This window comes from Rhodocyclus gracilis, from assembly GCF_009617575.1.
GTDB classification, from domain to species: domain Bacteria; phylum Pseudomonadota; class Gammaproteobacteria; order Burkholderiales; family Rhodocyclaceae; genus Rhodocyclus; species Rhodocyclus gracilis.
The window spans coordinates 1-16,140 of the sequence record NZ_WIXJ01000015.1; the positions used below are offsets into that span (position 1 = coordinate 1).

Annotated in this window: 13 protein-coding genes; 4 read left to right on the forward strand and 9 right to left on the reverse strand. The window is 65.0% G+C overall.

The window, feature by feature from the left end; genetic code table 11:
- The 4 genes from GHK24_RS13030 to btsR all read left to right on the forward strand — a co-directional run.
- Positions 1 to 562, forward strand: a 562-nt coding sequence (locus tag GHK24_RS13030) for an integrase core domain-containing protein (RefSeq protein WP_228384705.1), incomplete at its 5' end; no start/stop codon positions are given.
- 172 nt (positions 563 to 734) lie between these two features.
- Positions 735 to 2,552 (forward strand): carbon starvation CstA family protein, encoded by a 1,818-nt coding sequence (locus GHK24_RS13035; protein WP_153473321.1) that lies wholly within the window; start codon positions 735 to 737, stop codon positions 2,550 to 2,552.
- Positions 2,553 to 2,653: 101 nt separating this feature from the next.
- Positions 2,654 to 4,360: a sensor histidine kinase gene (locus tag GHK24_RS13040; protein ID WP_153473322.1), complete on the forward strand. Its 1,707-nt coding sequence runs from the start codon at positions 2,654 to 2,656 to the stop codon at positions 4,358 to 4,360.
- A gap of 12 nt (positions 4,361 to 4,372) precedes the next feature.
- On the forward strand, positions 4,373 to 5,092 hold the full coding sequence (gene btsR, locus GHK24_RS13045) for a two-component system response regulator BtsR (RefSeq protein ID WP_153473323.1): 720 nt from the start codon (positions 4,373 to 4,375) through the stop codon (positions 5,090 to 5,092).
- Between the two features lie 195 nt (positions 5,093 to 5,287).
- Here btsR and GHK24_RS13050 read toward each other — a convergent pair whose 3' ends face one another.
- From GHK24_RS13050 to GHK24_RS13090, 9 genes are all read right to left on the reverse strand, one after another.
- Entirely contained in the window at positions 5,288 to 7,447 is a 2,160-nt protein-coding gene (locus GHK24_RS13050; RefSeq protein WP_228384706.1) for a TonB-dependent receptor, read from the reverse strand.
- Between the two features lie 194 nt (positions 7,448 to 7,641).
- The gene (gloA, locus tag GHK24_RS13055; protein ID WP_153473324.1) at positions 7,642 to 8,028 is read right to left on the reverse strand and encodes a lactoylglutathione lyase; all 387 of its coding nucleotides are present in this window, start codon (positions 8,026 to 8,028) and stop codon (positions 7,642 to 7,644) included.
- Positions 8,029 to 8,167: 139 nt separating this feature from the next.
- Positions 8,168 to 8,944 (reverse strand): M48 family metallopeptidase, encoded by a 777-nt coding sequence (locus GHK24_RS13060; protein WP_153473325.1) that lies wholly within the window; start codon positions 8,942 to 8,944, stop codon positions 8,168 to 8,170.
- Positions 8,928 to 9,662: a lysophospholipid acyltransferase family protein gene (locus tag GHK24_RS13065; RefSeq protein ID WP_153473326.1), complete on the reverse strand. Its 735-nt coding sequence runs from the start codon at positions 9,660 to 9,662 to the stop codon at positions 8,928 to 8,930. Before GHK24_RS13065 ends, GHK24_RS13060 begins: the two co-directional genes overlap by 17 nt.
- Positions 9,659 to 10,198 carry a D-glycero-beta-D-manno-heptose 1,7-bisphosphate 7-phosphatase gene (gene gmhB / locus GHK24_RS13070; RefSeq protein WP_228384707.1) on the reverse strand — a complete coding sequence of 180 codons (540 nt, stop codon included), beginning with the start codon at positions 10,196 to 10,198 and terminating at the stop codon, positions 9,659 to 9,661. The genes GHK24_RS13065 and gmhB overlap by 4 nt, the downstream gene beginning before the upstream one ends.
- Before the next feature lie 40 nt (positions 10,199 to 10,238).
- On the reverse strand, positions 10,239 to 12,323 hold the full coding sequence (gene glyS / locus GHK24_RS13075; RefSeq protein WP_153473328.1) for a glycine--tRNA ligase subunit beta: 2,085 nt from the start codon (positions 12,321 to 12,323) through the stop codon (positions 10,239 to 10,241).
- Position 12,324: 1 nt separating this feature from the next.
- The gene (gene glyQ / locus GHK24_RS13080; protein ID WP_153473329.1) at positions 12,325 to 13,230 is read right to left on the reverse strand and encodes a glycine--tRNA ligase subunit alpha; all 906 of its coding nucleotides are present in this window, start codon (positions 13,228 to 13,230) and stop codon (positions 12,325 to 12,327) included.
- Positions 13,231 to 13,738: 508 nt separating this feature from the next.
- Entirely contained in the window at positions 13,739 to 15,298 is a 1,560-nt protein-coding gene (gene lnt / locus GHK24_RS13085) for an apolipoprotein N-acyltransferase (protein WP_153473330.1), read from the reverse strand.
- Positions 15,285 to 16,127 carry an HlyC/CorC family transporter gene (locus GHK24_RS13090; protein WP_153473331.1) on the reverse strand — a complete coding sequence of 281 codons (843 nt, stop codon included), beginning with the start codon at positions 16,125 to 16,127 and terminating at the stop codon, positions 15,285 to 15,287. Before GHK24_RS13090 ends, lnt begins: the two co-directional genes overlap by 14 nt.
- Between the last annotated feature and the right edge of the window lie 13 nt (positions 16,128 to 16,140).

The window sequence follows — 16,140 nt, forward strand, 5'->3', positions numbered from 1 at the left end:
AAAAAAGCCCGTTTATCAACCACCCAACCGGAGGCCGTTCTCCAGGAATAAGTGGTCCGAAGAAGTCAGGCAGGTCAGGACGGCAGAAGGTCGCGTCATCAAAAATCTGACCATCGTCGATGACGCCACCCACGAAGCGGTCGCCATCGTTCCTGAGCGGGCGATAGGCGGTATGCACCTGACGCGAGTTCTTGATCAACTGGCCGGAACGCGTGGCTTGCCCAAAGCCATTCGAACCGATAACGGCAAGGAGTTCTGCAGCCGGGCGATGTTGAGCTGGGCGCACGCGCGAGGAGTGCAGTTGTTCCTGATCGAGCCCGGCAAACCAAACCAGAACGCTTACATCGAGTCGTTCAACGGACGCTTCCGCGACGAGTGCCTCAACGAGCATTGGTTCACCAGCCTGCGCCATGCCCAGGTGGTCATCGAGCGCTGGCGCCGCGAATACAACGAGGAGCGGCCGAAGAAATCTCTGGGCGGGCTGACGCCCGCCGCCTATGCCGAATCACTCACCCGGAAATCGGCTACATTACCCCCGGACTCTAAAGCTCACTGCTACTGAAAACGGGGGGACGTCGCACCGTCAGCCCCCCCAAAGGCCGCCACTCCCCCCGCCCCCAAAACCACTCGCCGCCGCCTCGCCGCCGCTCGGCAGATCGCCGTTCGTGATTCCGGCACACGCCTAAGATGCGCAGCCTGAAACACTGCCTTCCGATCATTCAGTGGGAAAGACCATGGATCAAGCGATCTACTTTGTCATCGTGGCGGCCTGCGTTCTGGCGCTGGCGTATCGCTTCTACGGAATCTTCTTCGTCCGCAAGGTGCTGGCGGCCGACGACCGTGACAGCACGCCGTCGCATCAATTGCAGGACGGTCGGAACTACGTGCCGACCAAGAAATGGGTCAATGCCGGCCAGCATTTTGCGGCGATTGCCGCTGCCGGGCCGCTGGTCGGGCCGGTACTCGCGGCGCAATTCGGCTACCTGCCGGGTTTTCTGTGGCTTCTGATCGGCGCCGTCGTCGGTGGCGCGGTGCACGATACGGTCGTGCTCTTCGCATCGATGAAACATCAGGGCAAATCTCTCTCCGAAGTCGCCAAGGCAGAACTCGGCCCAGTGGCAGGCTGGAGCACTGGTCTGGCCATGCTCTTCATCATCACCATCACCATGGCCGGCCTGTCGATCGTCGTCGTGCACGCCCTCGAACGCAACGCCTGGGGCACCTTCGCCGTCTTCATGACGGTGCCCATTGCCATCGCGCTGGGGCTATATGAGCGCTACGTCGGCGCCTCGAAGTGGACGACGTACGCTGGCGTCGCCGCCGTCATCGCCTCGGTCGCCGTTGGCCCGCACCTGCAAGGCACGCTGCTCGGCGACTGGCTGACACTGCACAAGACGACGGTGTGCTGGCTGCTGCCGATCTATGCCTTCTTCGCCACGGCGCTGCCGGTGTGGCTGCTGCTGACGCCGCGCGGCTACCTGTCGAGCTTCATGAAGATCGGCGTTTTCGCCGCGCTTATCGTCGGCGTCGTCTTCGTCAATCCGACGATCCAGTTCCCGGCGCTGAGCGATTTCATCAACGGCGGCGGCCCGATCATCAAGGGCTCGGTGTGGCCGTTCATTTCGATCACCATCGCCTGCGGCGCGATTTCCGGTTTCCACGCCTTCATCGGCTCGGGAACGACGCCGAAGCTGATCGATAAATGGAGCGACATCCACCCGGTGGCCTTCGGCGGCATGCTCGCCGAATGTCTGGTCGGCGTCATGGCGCTGGTGGCGGCGACCTCGCTGCACCCGGCCGACTATTTCGCCATCAACTCCAGCCCGGAAGTCTTCAAGACGCTCGGCATGCAGGTCGTCGATCTGCCGCAGTTGAGCGAAAAAATGGGCATCGACCTGTACGGACGCACCGGCGGCGCCGTCACGCTGGCCGTTGGCATGACCTACATCTTCACGAAGATCTCGTGGTTCTCCGATCTGGCGGCGTACTTCTTCCAGTTCGTCATCATGTTCGAGGCAGTCTTCATCCTGACAGCGGTCGATTCGGGAACGCGTGTCTCGCGCTACCTGATTCAGGATCTGCTGGGCGATTTCTTCCCGGCGATGAAGCGGCTCGATTCAGTGCCCGCCGCCATCGTCGCCAGCGTCATCGCCTGCGCGCTGTGGGGCTATCTGCTGCTCTCCGGCGACATCAGCTCGGTGTGGGCGCTGTTCGGCGTCTCCAACCAGTTGATGGCTTCCGTCGGCCTGATGATCGGCGCGACGATCATCCTGCGCCTGTCGGCCAAGCGCGCCTACGTGCTGACCTGCCTGATCCCGCTTGCTTACCTCTTCGTGACCGTCAACTACGCCGGTTACTGGATGATCAGCAACGTCTACCTCAACGCCGCCGGCAAGGGCTACAACCTCTTCAACGCGGCGATGGCATCGACCATGATGGTGCTTGGCTTCATCATCCTCTTCGCCTCGCTCAAGCGTTGGGCCGTGCTGTGGAAGGCGCGCGGCGAATCGTCGGCAATCCCGCCGGTACTCACCACCGCCTGCGCCGTCTGAGCAGCGCCGCGCCGATCGGCGCCGCCTTCTGGTAAAAGGAAGCCGTGCGCGCCCATCGCGGCGCGCACGGCTTTTTTCCATCGCCAGGACGAAACACCGGCATGTTTCTCGATTCGCTCAGCCTGACCCTGACGCTCTTGCAGCAGACCTGCGTCTATCTGGTCATCGCCTACCTGCTCAGCCGCACCCGCATTTTCATCCCGCTGATGAATGTCGCCGTGCGTCTGCCGCACCGGTTGACGTGCTACGTCGTCTTTTCGGCCTTCTGCATCATGGGCACGTATTTCGGCCTGAAGATCGACGACTCCATCGCCAATACGCGCGCCATCGGCGCCGTCTTGGGCGGCGTGCTCGGCGGCCCTTCGGTCGGACTCGCCATCGGCTTTACCGGTGGGCTGCACCGCTATTCGCTCGGCGGCCCCTCGGCGCTCGCCTGCATGTTGTCGACCATCGTCGAGGGCCTCATCGGCGGCATCTTCCACAGCTACATGAGGGGGCACGGACGCATCCAGACCCTCTTCAATCCGCTCGCCATCGCCGCGCTGACGCTCGCTGCCGAAATCACGCAGATGCTCATCCTGCTCATCGTCGTGCAGCCCTTCAGCGCCGCCCGCCATCTGGTCGAACAGATCGCCGTACCGATGGGCGTCGCCAATGCCTTGGGCGCCGGGCTTTTCATGCGCATCCTGCTCGACCGGAGGCAAATTCACGAACGCCAAGCCAGCGTCTTCTCGACCAAAGCGCTGGCGCTGGCCACCCGCGTTGAAGGCGTGCTGCACGAAGGCTTCAATATCGACACGAGCACCCGCGTCGCGCACATCATTCACGAAGAACTCGGCGTCGGCGCCGTTGCGGTGACCGACACGCGGAATCTGCTCGCTTTCATCGGCATCGGTGCCGATCATCACCTGCCGGGCACGCCGATCACCTCTGCCCTGACACGGCGCGCCATCGAAAACAACGAAGTCGTCTACGCCGACGGCAACGCCCTCGCCTACCGCTGCTCGATCAGCCCGAAATGTCCGCTCGCCGCCTCGCTGATCATCCCGCTGCTCGGCGAAGAGCGCCACGTGATCGGCACGATCAAGCTCTACGAACCACGCTCGCGGCTCTTTTCGACGATCAACCGTACCCTCGGCGAAGGCATCGCCCGCCTGCTGTCGACGCAGATTCTCGCCGGCCGCTACATGCAGCAGCGCGAACTGCTGGCGCAGTCGGAGATCAAGCTGCTGCACGCGCAAGTCAATCCGCACTTCCTCTTCAACACCCTCAACACGCTCTCCGCCATCATCCGCCGCGACCCGGAACGCGCCCGCCACCTCGTGCTCAATCTGTCGACCTTTTTCCGCAACAACCTCAAGCGCCCCAGCGAGGAAGCCAGCCTCGGCGAAGAAATCGACCATGTGACGGCCTACCTCGACATCGAAAAAGCGCGCTTTCTCGACCGGCTGGTCGTTGAATTCGATGTTCCCGTCGCGCTGCGGCAATGCCGTCTGCCTGCCTTTTCGCTGCAACCCATCGTTGAAAACGCCATCAAGCACGGTACCTCGCACCTCCTGGGTGTCGGTCGCGTCCTCATATCCGCGCGGCAGATCGGTGACGAACTGCACCTGTGCGTCGAAGACAACGCCGGTCTCTACGAAGCGCCGCGAGAGAGCAACGGCCTTGGCCTCTCGCTCGTTCACCGCCGCATCGCCGACCGCTACGGCCCACCCTACGGCCTCGACATCGCCTGCGAACGCGAACTCTCAACGCGCGTGACGCTCAGACTGCCTCTGGCGCCGACGGCGCCCATGGCGCTCGTGTAGCAAAGAGGTTTTATGGACGTTTTGATCATTGACGACGAGCAACCCGCGCGGGAAGAAATCCGCCATCTGCTGACGCAGGAGGCAGACCTGCGCGTCGTCGGCGAATGCGCCAACGCCATCGAAGGCATTTCGGCGATCAACCGCCACAAGCCCGATGTCGTCTTCCTCGATATCCAGATGCCGCGCATCAGCGGCCTCGAAATGCTGAGCATGCTCGACCCGGAGACGCTGCCGCGCATCGTCTTCCTCACCGCCTTTGACGAATATGCCGTACAGGCCTTCGATCAGGACGCGTTCGACTACCTGCTCAAACCCATCGACCCGGCGCGCCTCGATGTCACGCTGCGCCGTCTGCGCCGCGACCGCAGCCCGGAGCAGGCCAGCGCACTCTTTCAGGCCGCCGCGCCGCTCAAGCAGATCCCCTGCCCCGGCCACCTGCGCGTGCTGCTGATCAAGGTCGACGATGTCGAATTCGCCACCAGCAAGGCCAGCGGCGTGCACATCACCACCCACACCGGCAGCGAGCACTTCACCGAACTGAGCCTGCGCACGCTGGAGGAAAAAACGCCCTTCCTGCGCTGTCACCGCCAGTATCTGGTGAATCCGGAACACATCCGCGAAATCGCCTTTCAGGAAGGCGGCGGCGCCGAGATCATCACACGCAGCGAGCACCACCTGCCCGTCAGCCGCCGCCTGCTCCCTGAGCTGAAAGAAAAACTCGGCTTCGCCTGAAGCGCAGCCACGGCACGCGACGCTTGCTAGGGCGAAGCAAGGCGCCGGCGGAGGAAGCCAACGCACGCCGGAAGCAGCAGCGCCCCCATGTGCCAAAAAAACGCTAGGGGAGCGGCGCAACTCCCGCCGTTCCCCGCGCGTCGCCGCGCCCCATCCGCGATGGGCGACTGGCCATGGCCGATTAGCGCCCGGCGATCAGAACTCCATCGTCGCCGACGCCGTCAGCGTGCGCCCTTGGCCGAGCGTCGCGATCGGCGTGCTATCGCTGAAGCTGCCGGCGTAGTAGTGGCGATCGAAGAGATTGACGACGTTTGCGCGCAACACGAGCTTGCGGCCATCCAGACGCGTCGCGTAGCGGGCGCCGACGTCGAACTGGCTCCAGCCGGCGATCTGCTGCGTATTCGCCGAATCCAGATACTGGCTGCCGCTGGCCTGAACGCGGGCGCTCAGCGTCACGCCGGAGAGCCAGGGGGTATCCCACTCGGTGCCGATGTTGCCCTGCCAGCGCGGCGCGCCGACGGCCACCTTGCCGTTGTTAAGATCGCCAGCGGTCTTCGTCTGGACGCCCTGACCGTAGGTGACGCCGCCCAGCACACGCACGTTGCGCGTCACTTCGCCGAAGGTGTTCCACTCGACGCCGCGCACGCGCTTCTCGCCTTCGTCGGTGTAGGTGAGGGAGGGCAGCGAGCCGGTACTGACCATCATCGGCTTGGCGATCTGGTAGAGGCTCAGCGTGTGGGTGAACGTGCCGGCATCCCACTTGGCGCCGATTTCCTTCTGCTCGGTCTTGTACGGCGCAAAGACGTGCCCGTAGTTCGCCGCCGAGGTATCCGTCACCGTGTCGCCCTTGCTCAAGCCCTGCACGTAGTTGGCGTAGAGCGACAGCGCCGGTCCCCATGGTTTGACGACGAGGCCGACGGCGGGGGTGACGACGCTCTTGTCGTAGCGCGCCGTGACAGCGCCCGTGGCGTTGAAATTGGTCGTTTTCACACTCTGATTGCGTAGCCCGAGCGTCAGACGAACGGCGTCGTCGGCGAAAGACAGGGTGTCGACCAGCGCGAGACTGGAGAGCGTCGAGTCCGCCGTCTTCGGCGCCGAGCGGGGCAAGGCGACCATGACCGGGGTAATCGGGTTGTAGATGTTGGAGGCGAAGGTCGACTGGTTGTTGGCCGAGCCATCTTCCTCTTTCAGATTACTCGCCTGCACGACCAGCTCGTGCTTCACACCGCCAGTGGCGAAGCGCGAACGGACGCCGGCCTCGCTGCTGACGAAATTGCTGTAGCCCAGTTGCCCGACCATGCGACCGGTGTAGTTGCCCGAGGCATCGATCTGGCGCGCGTGCGTGCCGTTGATGAAGCCGGAGTAGTCGTGGTTCATCATCCCGAAGCCGCCAAACGCCGAGAGATGCTCGTTGAACTCGTAATCGGCGCGCAGCACGAAGGCGTTGCTTTCAAGCTCGCCGTAGCCCGTCTTGAACTGGTTGGTGCTCGGATCGGGCGCCTTGGGGATGCTCGGCGTTGCGAACCAGAACATGGCCGGCGTGCCGCCCCGGAAGGATTCCTTGCTGTGGTAGGCGTCCAGCGAGGCGGTCAGCGATTCGCCGCGATAATCGAGCGCGGAGGAGTAGAACTCGCGTTTTTTCGATTGCCCGTCGAGCGTCGTGTCGCCATTACTGAGCGCGCCGTTGACGCGAACGCCCCACTGCCGCTGCTCGCCGAAGCGGCGCCCGGCGTCGATGCTCGTCCCTAACTGCGAGTCGGACTGGAAGCCCGTCGAAACGCGCAGCAAGGGATCGTCGCCCGCGCGCTTGGGCACCAGATTGATCACGCCGCCGACGCCGCCACTCGGCGCCATGCCGCTGAACAGGGCACTCGGCCCTTTCAGGACTTCGACGCGTTCGATGTACTCCACCGGCGTGTGGCCGATAGGGGCGAGGCCGAACATGCCGTTGATCGCCAGATCCGAGGCGCTGACGTCAAAACCGCGCACGCGGAAGTTCTCGTACATATGCCCGCTGGAGGTGGTGAAACGCACCGACGGGTCATTGGCCAGCACATCGGCCAGGGTGTGCGCCTGCTGATCCTGAATCAGCTCGGCGGTGTAGCTGGTGACATTGAACGGCGTGTTCATCACCTCGAGATTACCGAGGGCGCCGAGCCGGGCGCCCGTGGCCACCTGCCCGCCCGCGTAGGGCTTCGGCAAATCGGTCGGCGTGTCGGCAGTGGCGGTGATGTTCACCGGCGCGAGAACCGTCTCGCCCCGACTGCCTTCGTCGGCCATGGCCTGAGCCCAGACAAATTGCGGCAGCGTCGCCATACCTACGGCCAGCGCGACCGGAGTCATTCGCAGCATCATGCTTCTCCTGAAAGAGGTTGGCACTGGCTGGCGACGGCGGGCTGGTGCGAGATTGCGTTAATTCAAGCGTGTTTTTTGCCGACGGCGCGCATCACGGAGACGCTGACCATCGGCGAAGGGCGACACTATAACGACAATCGTTCGCATTAACAACGGTCGCAAACGCTTTCTGGGCGACGAAGGGAAACCCTCTCTCAAGCCTTCTTCTGGATCAGCTCGATCTTGTAGCCGTCGGGATCTTCGACGAAAGCAATGACCGTCGTGCCATGCTTCATCGGGCCAGCTTCGCGCACGACGCGGCCGCCGCGCGCCTTGATCGCCGCGCAGGTGGCGTAGGCGTCATCCACGCCCAGCGCGATATGCCCGAAGGCGTTGCCCATGTCGTAGGCGGCGGTATCCCAGTTGTGCGTCAGCTCGATCACCGCGCCATCGGCCTCGTTGCCGTAGCCGACGAAGGCGAGCGTGAAGCGGCCCTCCGGATAGTCCTCGCGGCGCAACAGCCGCATACCGAGAATCTCGGTGTAAAAAGCAATCGAGCGGTCGATCTGAGCGACACGCAGCATGGTGTGCAGGATTCGCATGAAAATCTCCGGTAAGAGGTCACTACAGAAAAGCCGGCCAAGCCGAGTGCCGGGAGGCCAAGCAACAGTTCACAGCCCATTGTGTCGCGGCGGTCGCCCTCCGCTGCCATACGCGGGCGACTACGCCACACTACGCCACTCAGGAAACGCAGAAGGGCGCCCGACGCCGCAATTCGGCGCGCGCCGAACGCCAGTCGGGATACAGCTGCTCGACCACCGACCAGAAGCGCGGACTGTGATTCATCTCAAGAAGGTGCGCGGCTTCGTGCGCCACCACGTAGTCGATGATCGTCGGCGGCATCTGCATCAGGCGCCAGTTGAGACGAATAGTGGCGCCACTGCAACTCCCCCAGCGCGTCCGCGCGGAAGAGATGGCCAGGGCCGGCACCGGCACGCCAAGGCGCCCGCAGAAATGCGCGAGACGCTCGGCAAACACGGGGCGCGCGCGCGCCACCAGCGCAGCCTGCACGGCGGCCGCGATGTCGGCGGCGCTCGCCTCGCGGCAAAAGACCGTCAGGGTTGGAGTCAGGGGCAGAGTCGACGCTTGCCCGGCCAGCGCATCCGCCGCCGGCTCCGCCCAATGCGCGCGGCCGCGCCCGATACGCACGGCGAGCGTCAACTCACCGTTGAGGAAGGGAATCCGGACGCCATCGGCGAGCGGCGGCGCGGCAGGCGGTGGCGGACGCCGCCGCCATTCGTCGAGTTTACGCAGCACCCACGCGGCGTGCTGGCGGATGACCGCCTCGATGTCGCCCACCGGCGCGCGCTGCGGGGCGGCAATCGCCAGCCCGCCGGCGTCGATCGTCAGGCCAATGCTACGCCGCGCCGAGCGGCGCAAGCGATACGACACCGCAGTATCACCCAGCGCGATCTGGCGCGGCGCGTCGGCCGCGACCGGCTCAGTCCGCCGCGGCATCCGGGTAGCGATGCGGCGAGATGCGGCGCATTTCCGCCTCGATCCAGTTTTCCGCCGCCTTGCCGACCTGCAACTCCGACAGATTCGCCGTATCGATAGGCGGACCAATGCTGACCGTAATCAGCCCCGGCGACTTGAGGAAAGCGTTGCGCGACCAGACCTCGCCGGCGTTGTGCGCCACCGGCACGACCGGCACGCCGGCCTGCGCCGCCAGATGCGCGCCCCCCGGCTTGTAGCGACCGCGCTCACCCGGCGCGACGCGCGTGCCTTCGGGGAAGACCACCACCCAGTAGCCATCCTGCAAACGATCGCAGCCTTGCTCGGCCACCTGACGCAGGGCCTCGCGGCGCTCGGTACGGTCGATGGAGATCATCTTCATCGCCGACAAGCCCCAGCCGAAGAACGGAATGCGCAGCAGCTCCTTTTTCAGCACGAAGACAAGCGGCGGGAAAATGTCCTGCAAGCCGACGGTTTCCCACGCGGACTGGTGCTTGGACAGGATCACCGACGGCGTCGCCGGCATGTTCTCGCGGCCGATGACCTGGTAGCGGATGCCCAGCACGCCACGGCACAGCGCCATGAAGCCATGCCGCCAGACGGCGATGATGGCATACCGCAGGCGCAGGGAGCCGAGCATGGCGATGCTGACGAGGATGCCGAAGGGAATGGTCAGCAGCGTGACCAGCAGAGCAAACAGCGTGGAACGGATGAAAATCATCGGGCGTCCAGAAGGTGGGCGACAACGGCAGCAAGGTCGGGAAATACCTGAGTGCCTTCGGGCAGATCGCCCTCGGCCTGGGTTTTTTCGCCCTTGCCGGTCAGCGTCAGAAAAGGCTTGGCGCCAACGCTGGCTGCCGCCTGCAGGTCGCGCAGCGAATCGCCCACCGACGGCACGCCCGTCAGGTCGACGTTGTAGCAGGTGCCAATACGACGGAACATGCCGGCTTGCGGCTTGCGGCATTCGCATTTCTCGTCGGCGGTATGCGGGCAATAAAAGACAGCATCGATCCGCCCGCCCACCGCCTGCACCGCCCGGTGCATCTTGAGGTGAATGGCATTGAGCGTGTCCATGTCGAAGAGGCCGCGACCGATCCCCGACTGATTGGTCGCCACGACGACGCGCCAGCCGGCCTGCGACAGCCGCGCAATGGCTTCAAGGCTGCCGGGAATCGGCTTCCACTCCGCTGGCGACTTGATGAACTGCGCCGAATCGACGTTGATGACGCCGTCGCGGTCAAGAATGATGAGTTTCAGCGGCATGAGCAGTCTCCCGTCGCTTCGCCGCGCACGGCGATCATGCGGCCAGCCGCGATAGATCGGCCACGGCGTTCAGTTCGCGGAACAAGGCTCGCAAGAGACCGAGCCGGTTGGCGCGAACCGCCGCATCGTCAGCCATCACCATCACGTCTTCAAAAAAGCGATCCACTTCGACACGTACGCCGGCCAGCACCTTCAACGCGGCGGCGTAATCCTCGGCCGCCACGTAGGCGTCGACCACCGGCGAAATCTGCACGACACGCTCAAAGAGCGCCTTCTCGGCCGGTGCGTCGAAGAGCGCCGCGACCGGATCGGCAATCGCCGCCGCGTCCGCCTTGCGCAGGATGTTGCCGATGCGCTTGTTGGCGGCGGCGAGCGCTTCGGCCTCGGGCAGGCGCTGGAAGTCGCGCACGGCGTCAAGGCGCGCCGGCACGCGGTCGATGCGCGTCGGGCGCTGCGCCAGCACGGCTTCGATGGCGTCCTGCGCATAACCGGCGTCGCGCAGCAGGCCACGCAGGCGGTCGAGCATGAAGTCGAGCAAGGGCTCGCTCACCGGCTGCGTCAGCACGCCCGGCGCAAAGCCCGCTTGCGCGTCGGCGATCAGGTCGGCGAGGTCGAGCGGCAGCGGCGATTCCATCAGGATGCGCAGCACGCCGAGCGCCGCGCGGCGCAGACCGAAGGGGTCCTTGTCGCCGGTCGGAATCTGGCCGATGCCGAAGAAGCCGGTCAGCGCGTCGAGCTTGTCGGCGAGCGCCGCGGCGCAGGCGATGTTGCCGGCCGGCAGCGCGTCGCCGGCAAAGCGCGGCTGGTAGTGGCTCTGGATCGCGTCGGCAACGGCGGCGTCCTCGCCGTCGTGCAGCGCGTAGTAGCGACCCATGATGCCTTGCAGTTCGGGGAATTCGCCGACCATGTCGGTGACGAGGTCGGCCTTGGCCAGCCGCGCCGCACGGGCGGCGAGCGAGGCGTTGGCCGACAGGCGAACGGCGATCTTCTGCGCCAGCGCTTCGAGGCGGTCGACGCGCGCCAGCAGCGAGCCGAGCTTGTTGTGATAGACGACGCTGCCCAGCCGATCGAGGCGCGAGGCGAGCGTCGCCTTGCGGTCCTGGTTGAAGAAGAAGCGCGCATCCGAAAGGCGCGGACGCACCACGCGCGCGTTGCCGCCGACGATGTGCTTCGGATCGGCGACCGCCATATTGGAGACGATCAGGAACTTGTTGATCAGCTTGCCGGCAGCGTCGAGCAGCGGGAAGTACTTCTGGTTCTGCTGCATGGTCAGGATCAGGCATTCCTGCGGCACTTCGAGGTATTCGGCCTCGAATTCGCCGACATAGACCACCGGCCATTCGACCAGCGCCGTCACTTCGTCGAGCAGGCCGTCGGCGCGGTTGATCGTCGCGCCAAGTGCCGCAGCCTGCGCCGCCAGCTGCTGTTCGATCGACGCACGGCGTTCGGCAAAGCTGGCGACAACCTTGCCCTGCGTGCGCAGCGCGTCTTCGTAGCTTTCGGCCGAGTCCAGCGTAATTTCACCGCTCGACAGGAAACGATGGCCGCGGGTGACGCGACCACTGGTCAGGCCCAGCACTTCGCCGGCGACGATACGATCGCCGTGCAGCAGCACGAGGCCATGCACCGGACGCACGAACTGGTGGTCGGAATCACCCCAGCGCATCAGCTTTGGGATCGGCAGCTTCTTCAGCGCATCTGCGACAATGCCGGCGAGCACGTCATCGAGGCGCGCCCCCTTGACCGAGGCTTCGTAGAAGAAGGTCTCGGACTTGCCGTCCATGCGTTTCTCGAACTTCGCCACCTCGCTCGCGGCGATGCCCTTGGCGGCGAGCTTCTTCAGCAGCGCCGGGCTCGGCTGGCCGGCGGCGTCGAGCGCCACGGCAACCGGCATGATCTTTTCGACGACCGTTGCATCGGGCGCCACGGCGAGCACACCCGGCACCTGAATCGCCAGCCGTCGTGGCGTCGCGAACCAGCGGTAGTCGCTGCCGGCGGCAACGAGCTTGCGTTCGACGAGGCCGGCGTGGATCTGCGCGGCAAAAACCTCACCGAGACGCGCCAGCGCCTTCGGCGGCAGTTCTTCGGTCAGCAGTTCTACAAGCAGGGTTGGATTCATCTCAATTGCCCTCCGCGCCGGCAAGGTTCCGGGCCATCGGGAAACCGAGTGCCTCGCGGGAGTTGTAGTAGGCCTGCGCAACTTCGCGCGCCAGGGCGCGCACGCGGCCGATGTAGGCGGCGCGCTCGGTCACCGAGATGGCACCGCGCGCGTCGAGCATGTTGAAGGTGTGCGAGCACTTCATCACCTGTTCGAAAGCGGGCAGCGGCAGGCCGAGGCCCATCAGGCGCTTGGCTTCGCCCTCGTGTTCGCCGAAGTGGCGGAAGAGCATGTCGACGTTGGAATGCTCGAAGTTGTACTTCGATTGCTCGACTTCGTTCTGGTGATAGACGTCGCCGTAGGTGACGCGGCCGTTCCGGCCGTCGGCCCAGACGAGGTCATAGACGTTCTCGACGCCCTGCAGATACATCGCCAGCCGCTCGAGGCCGTAGGTGATTTCGCCGAGCACCGGCTTGCAGACGAGCGAGCCGACCTCCTGGAAGTAGGTGAACTGCGTCACTTCCATGCCGTCGAGCCAGACTTCCCAGCCGAGCCCCCAGGCGCCGAGCGTCGGCGATTCCCAGTCGTCCTCGACGAAGCGGATGTCGTGTTCGGCGGTGTCGATGCCGAGCGCGCGCAGGCTGTCGAGGTAGAGTTCCTGGATGTTCGCCGGCGACGGCTTGAGTACCACCTGATACTGGTAGTAGTGTTGCAGACGGTTGGGGTTCTCGCCGTAACGGCCGTCCTTCGGCCGGCGCGAAGGCTGCACGTAGGCGGCGCGCCACGGCTCGGGGCCGATCGCGCGCAGGAAGGTGGCCGTGTGGAAGGTGCCGGCACCGACTTCGATGTCGTAGGGTTGCAGCAAGGCGCAGCCCTGCTCGTTCCAGAAGTTCTGGAGACGCAGGATGATTTCCTGAAAAGTGGGCATGGAAACGCTTCGGAGTTCGGGGAAAGGGCTGATTCTACTTGGTTTCGGCGCCCGCCAAAACCCGAAAGTCCGGCTGGGCAGCGCTGGCGGTACATCAGTTTCGGTCGCTTCCGGCTTTGCTGAAGTGGCTGGACGGCGTCGTTGCGTGCTTGACAGCGCACGTTGCACCGGGGGGCGGACGCTCCTCATGGCTGCACAAATCGTCGCATCCGCCCCCCGGCGCAAGGTGTGCGAGCGTGGCAGCAACTCAAGCGGACAGAACAGCAAAGGCCGCGCAGGCTTTCGCCCGCCCCTGCTGGACCGCTCGGTTTTCTGTCGGCGAACCACGCCTGCCCGACACGCGGGGGCGGGGCCGTGGGCAACGATTTGTGCAACCATGAGGCGCCCACGGCCCCGTTCCCGCGTGCGCGCCAAGCACCGAATCGCACACGACGAAGCAGACAAGAAACCACGCACATCAATCGTAAGCGCCACGCAGAGGCAACAGCGACAGCGCCAACAATCCGTACTAGCCGCCCCGCCGACGCAAAGCTCCCAACCCAAGCAGCAACACCGCCAGCAGCAAAGCCGGAGCGTCGCCCCAGCGCACGTAAGGCGTGGTTCCGCTATAGCCCTGCACGTCGCCGACGAGCGCCCCCCGCGTAAACGGCGGCAGCGCCGCCTGGACGCGGCCATCGGCGCCGACGATCGCCGTCATGCCGGTATTGGTTGCGCGCAGCATCATCCGCCCGCTCTCCAGCGCGCGCATCTGCGCGATCTGCAGATGCTGCGCCGGCGCCAGCGAGTCGCCGAACCACGCCACATTCGACAGATTCACCAGTAGCGACGCCTGCGGCAAGGCATGCCGGATTTCGTCGCCGAAAATGTCTTCGTAGCAGATATTCACCGCCACCTGCTGGCCGGCTACGGCGAGCGGCGGCGGGTTGGTGGCACCGGGTGTGAAGTCGGACATCGGGATCGACAAGGCGCGCATGAACCAGGCAAAGCCCGGCGGCGTGAATTCGCCGAACGGCACCAGATGCGACTTCGCATAGCGCTGCGGCGGCGAAACACCGAGGCTCTGCGCCACGTTGGCATACTGCGCGCCCCCCGCGCTCCCCTCACCGGATAGCGCCTCGCCGGCACTGACGACGCCCACCAGCGCATCACCCTGCCGACGCGCCGCCAGTTGCGTCAACGCTTCGAGATAGTCCTGCGGCGCCTGTTCGAAGATGACCGGCAGAGCCGTTTCCGGCAGCACCGTCAATTGCGCCGGATGCTCCTGCATCAGACGGTAGTAGGTCGTCAGGGACTCGCGCAGTGTCTCCGGGCGCCACTTGGTTTCCTGCGCGATATTGCCTTGCAGGAGCGCCACCGAGAGCGGTGCCGCCAGCGGCGTCGTCCATCGTTGCGCCCCCAGCCAGGCGCCGCAGACCAGGACAAGCGCCGCGCACGCGAGCATCAACCAACGCGCCGAGCGGCGAGCACTGGCGGCAGGACGACGCACCGTCTCGCAAAGCAAGGCCCCCAGCCAGGCGCTGACAAAACCGACGCCAAACACACCAAGGAGCGGCGCAAAGCCGGCGAGCGGACTCGGCGGCGTCTGCGCGTAACCGACCGACAGCCAGGGGAAACCCGTAAACAGATGCCCCCTCGCCCACTCGCCGAGCGTCCACGCGGCGGCGAAAAGCGCGGTGCGCAAGAGCCGTCCCGCCGTCCCCTGCGAGGCAGGCGCCGAACGCGACAGAAAAACGAAGAGCGCGCCGGCCAGCGCCGGAAACACCGCCAGATAAACGCAGAAGGCGAACGTCGCCCCCGCCGCCGCGATCACCGGCATGCCGCCGAATGTGCTGAGGCTGACATACACCCAGGACACGCCCGCGCCAAAAAAGCCCAGCCCGAAGGCGGCGCCACGCACGGCGCCTGCCGCGATCGATGGCGCCGTCGTCCAGAGCGCGAAGAGACCGGCGAGCGTCAGCCACAGCACCGGAAAAGCGTTGAGCGGCGCGAAGGCGACGACACTGGCTGCGCCCAGCAGGAGGGCCAGCAGCGCGGCCTTGGCTGCGCCGCCGCGACTAAACGCGCTCATCCTTCTCCTGCGGCAGCGTCACCAGCAGCGTGTAAATGCGGCGGCTGTCGGCACGCAAAATCTGAAAGCGCACGCCGTCGACATCGACGCACTCGTTGCGCTTGGGCACCCGTCCCAGTTGCTGCAGGATCAGGCCGCCGACGGTGTCGCATTCATCGTCGTCAAAGTGCGTGTCGAACGCGGTATTGAAGTCGGCAATCTCGGTCTGCGCCTTGACGCGGTAACGCCCGCTCTGATCGAGCTGGATATTGTCGTCGGCCTCGTCGAAATCGTATTCGTCCTCGATGTCGCCAACGATCTGTTCGAGCACGTCTTCGATGGTCACCATGCCGCAGATGCCGGCATACTCGTCGACGACGACGGCCATGTGATTGCGCGAGACGCGAAACTCGCGCAACAGGACGTTGAGGCGCTTCGACTCTGGGATGAACACGGCGGGCCGCAGCCAGTCGCGCACGTTGAAATCTTCTTCGGTATGGATGCGCAGCAGATCCTTGGCGAGCAGGATGCCGATGACGTTGTCGCGACCGCCATCGATGACGGGGAAGCGCGAGTGCGCCGTGCGGATGACGTAGGCGACGATGTCGTCGAGGGAGTCGGCGATATCGACCACATCCATCTGCGCGCGCGGCACCATCACATCGCGCACGCAGGTATCGGCGGCGGCCAGCGCGCCTTCGATGATGGTCAGCGCATCGGCGTCGAGGAGATTGCGCTCGAAAGCGGCATGCAGGAGCTGCATGAGCTGCTCGCGGTCCTCCGGTTCGCGCAGGAGGAGCGAGGAAAGACGTTCCAGAAATCGCGGTCTGGAACCTGTACTACTGTCCATAAGGTGAGTGTCG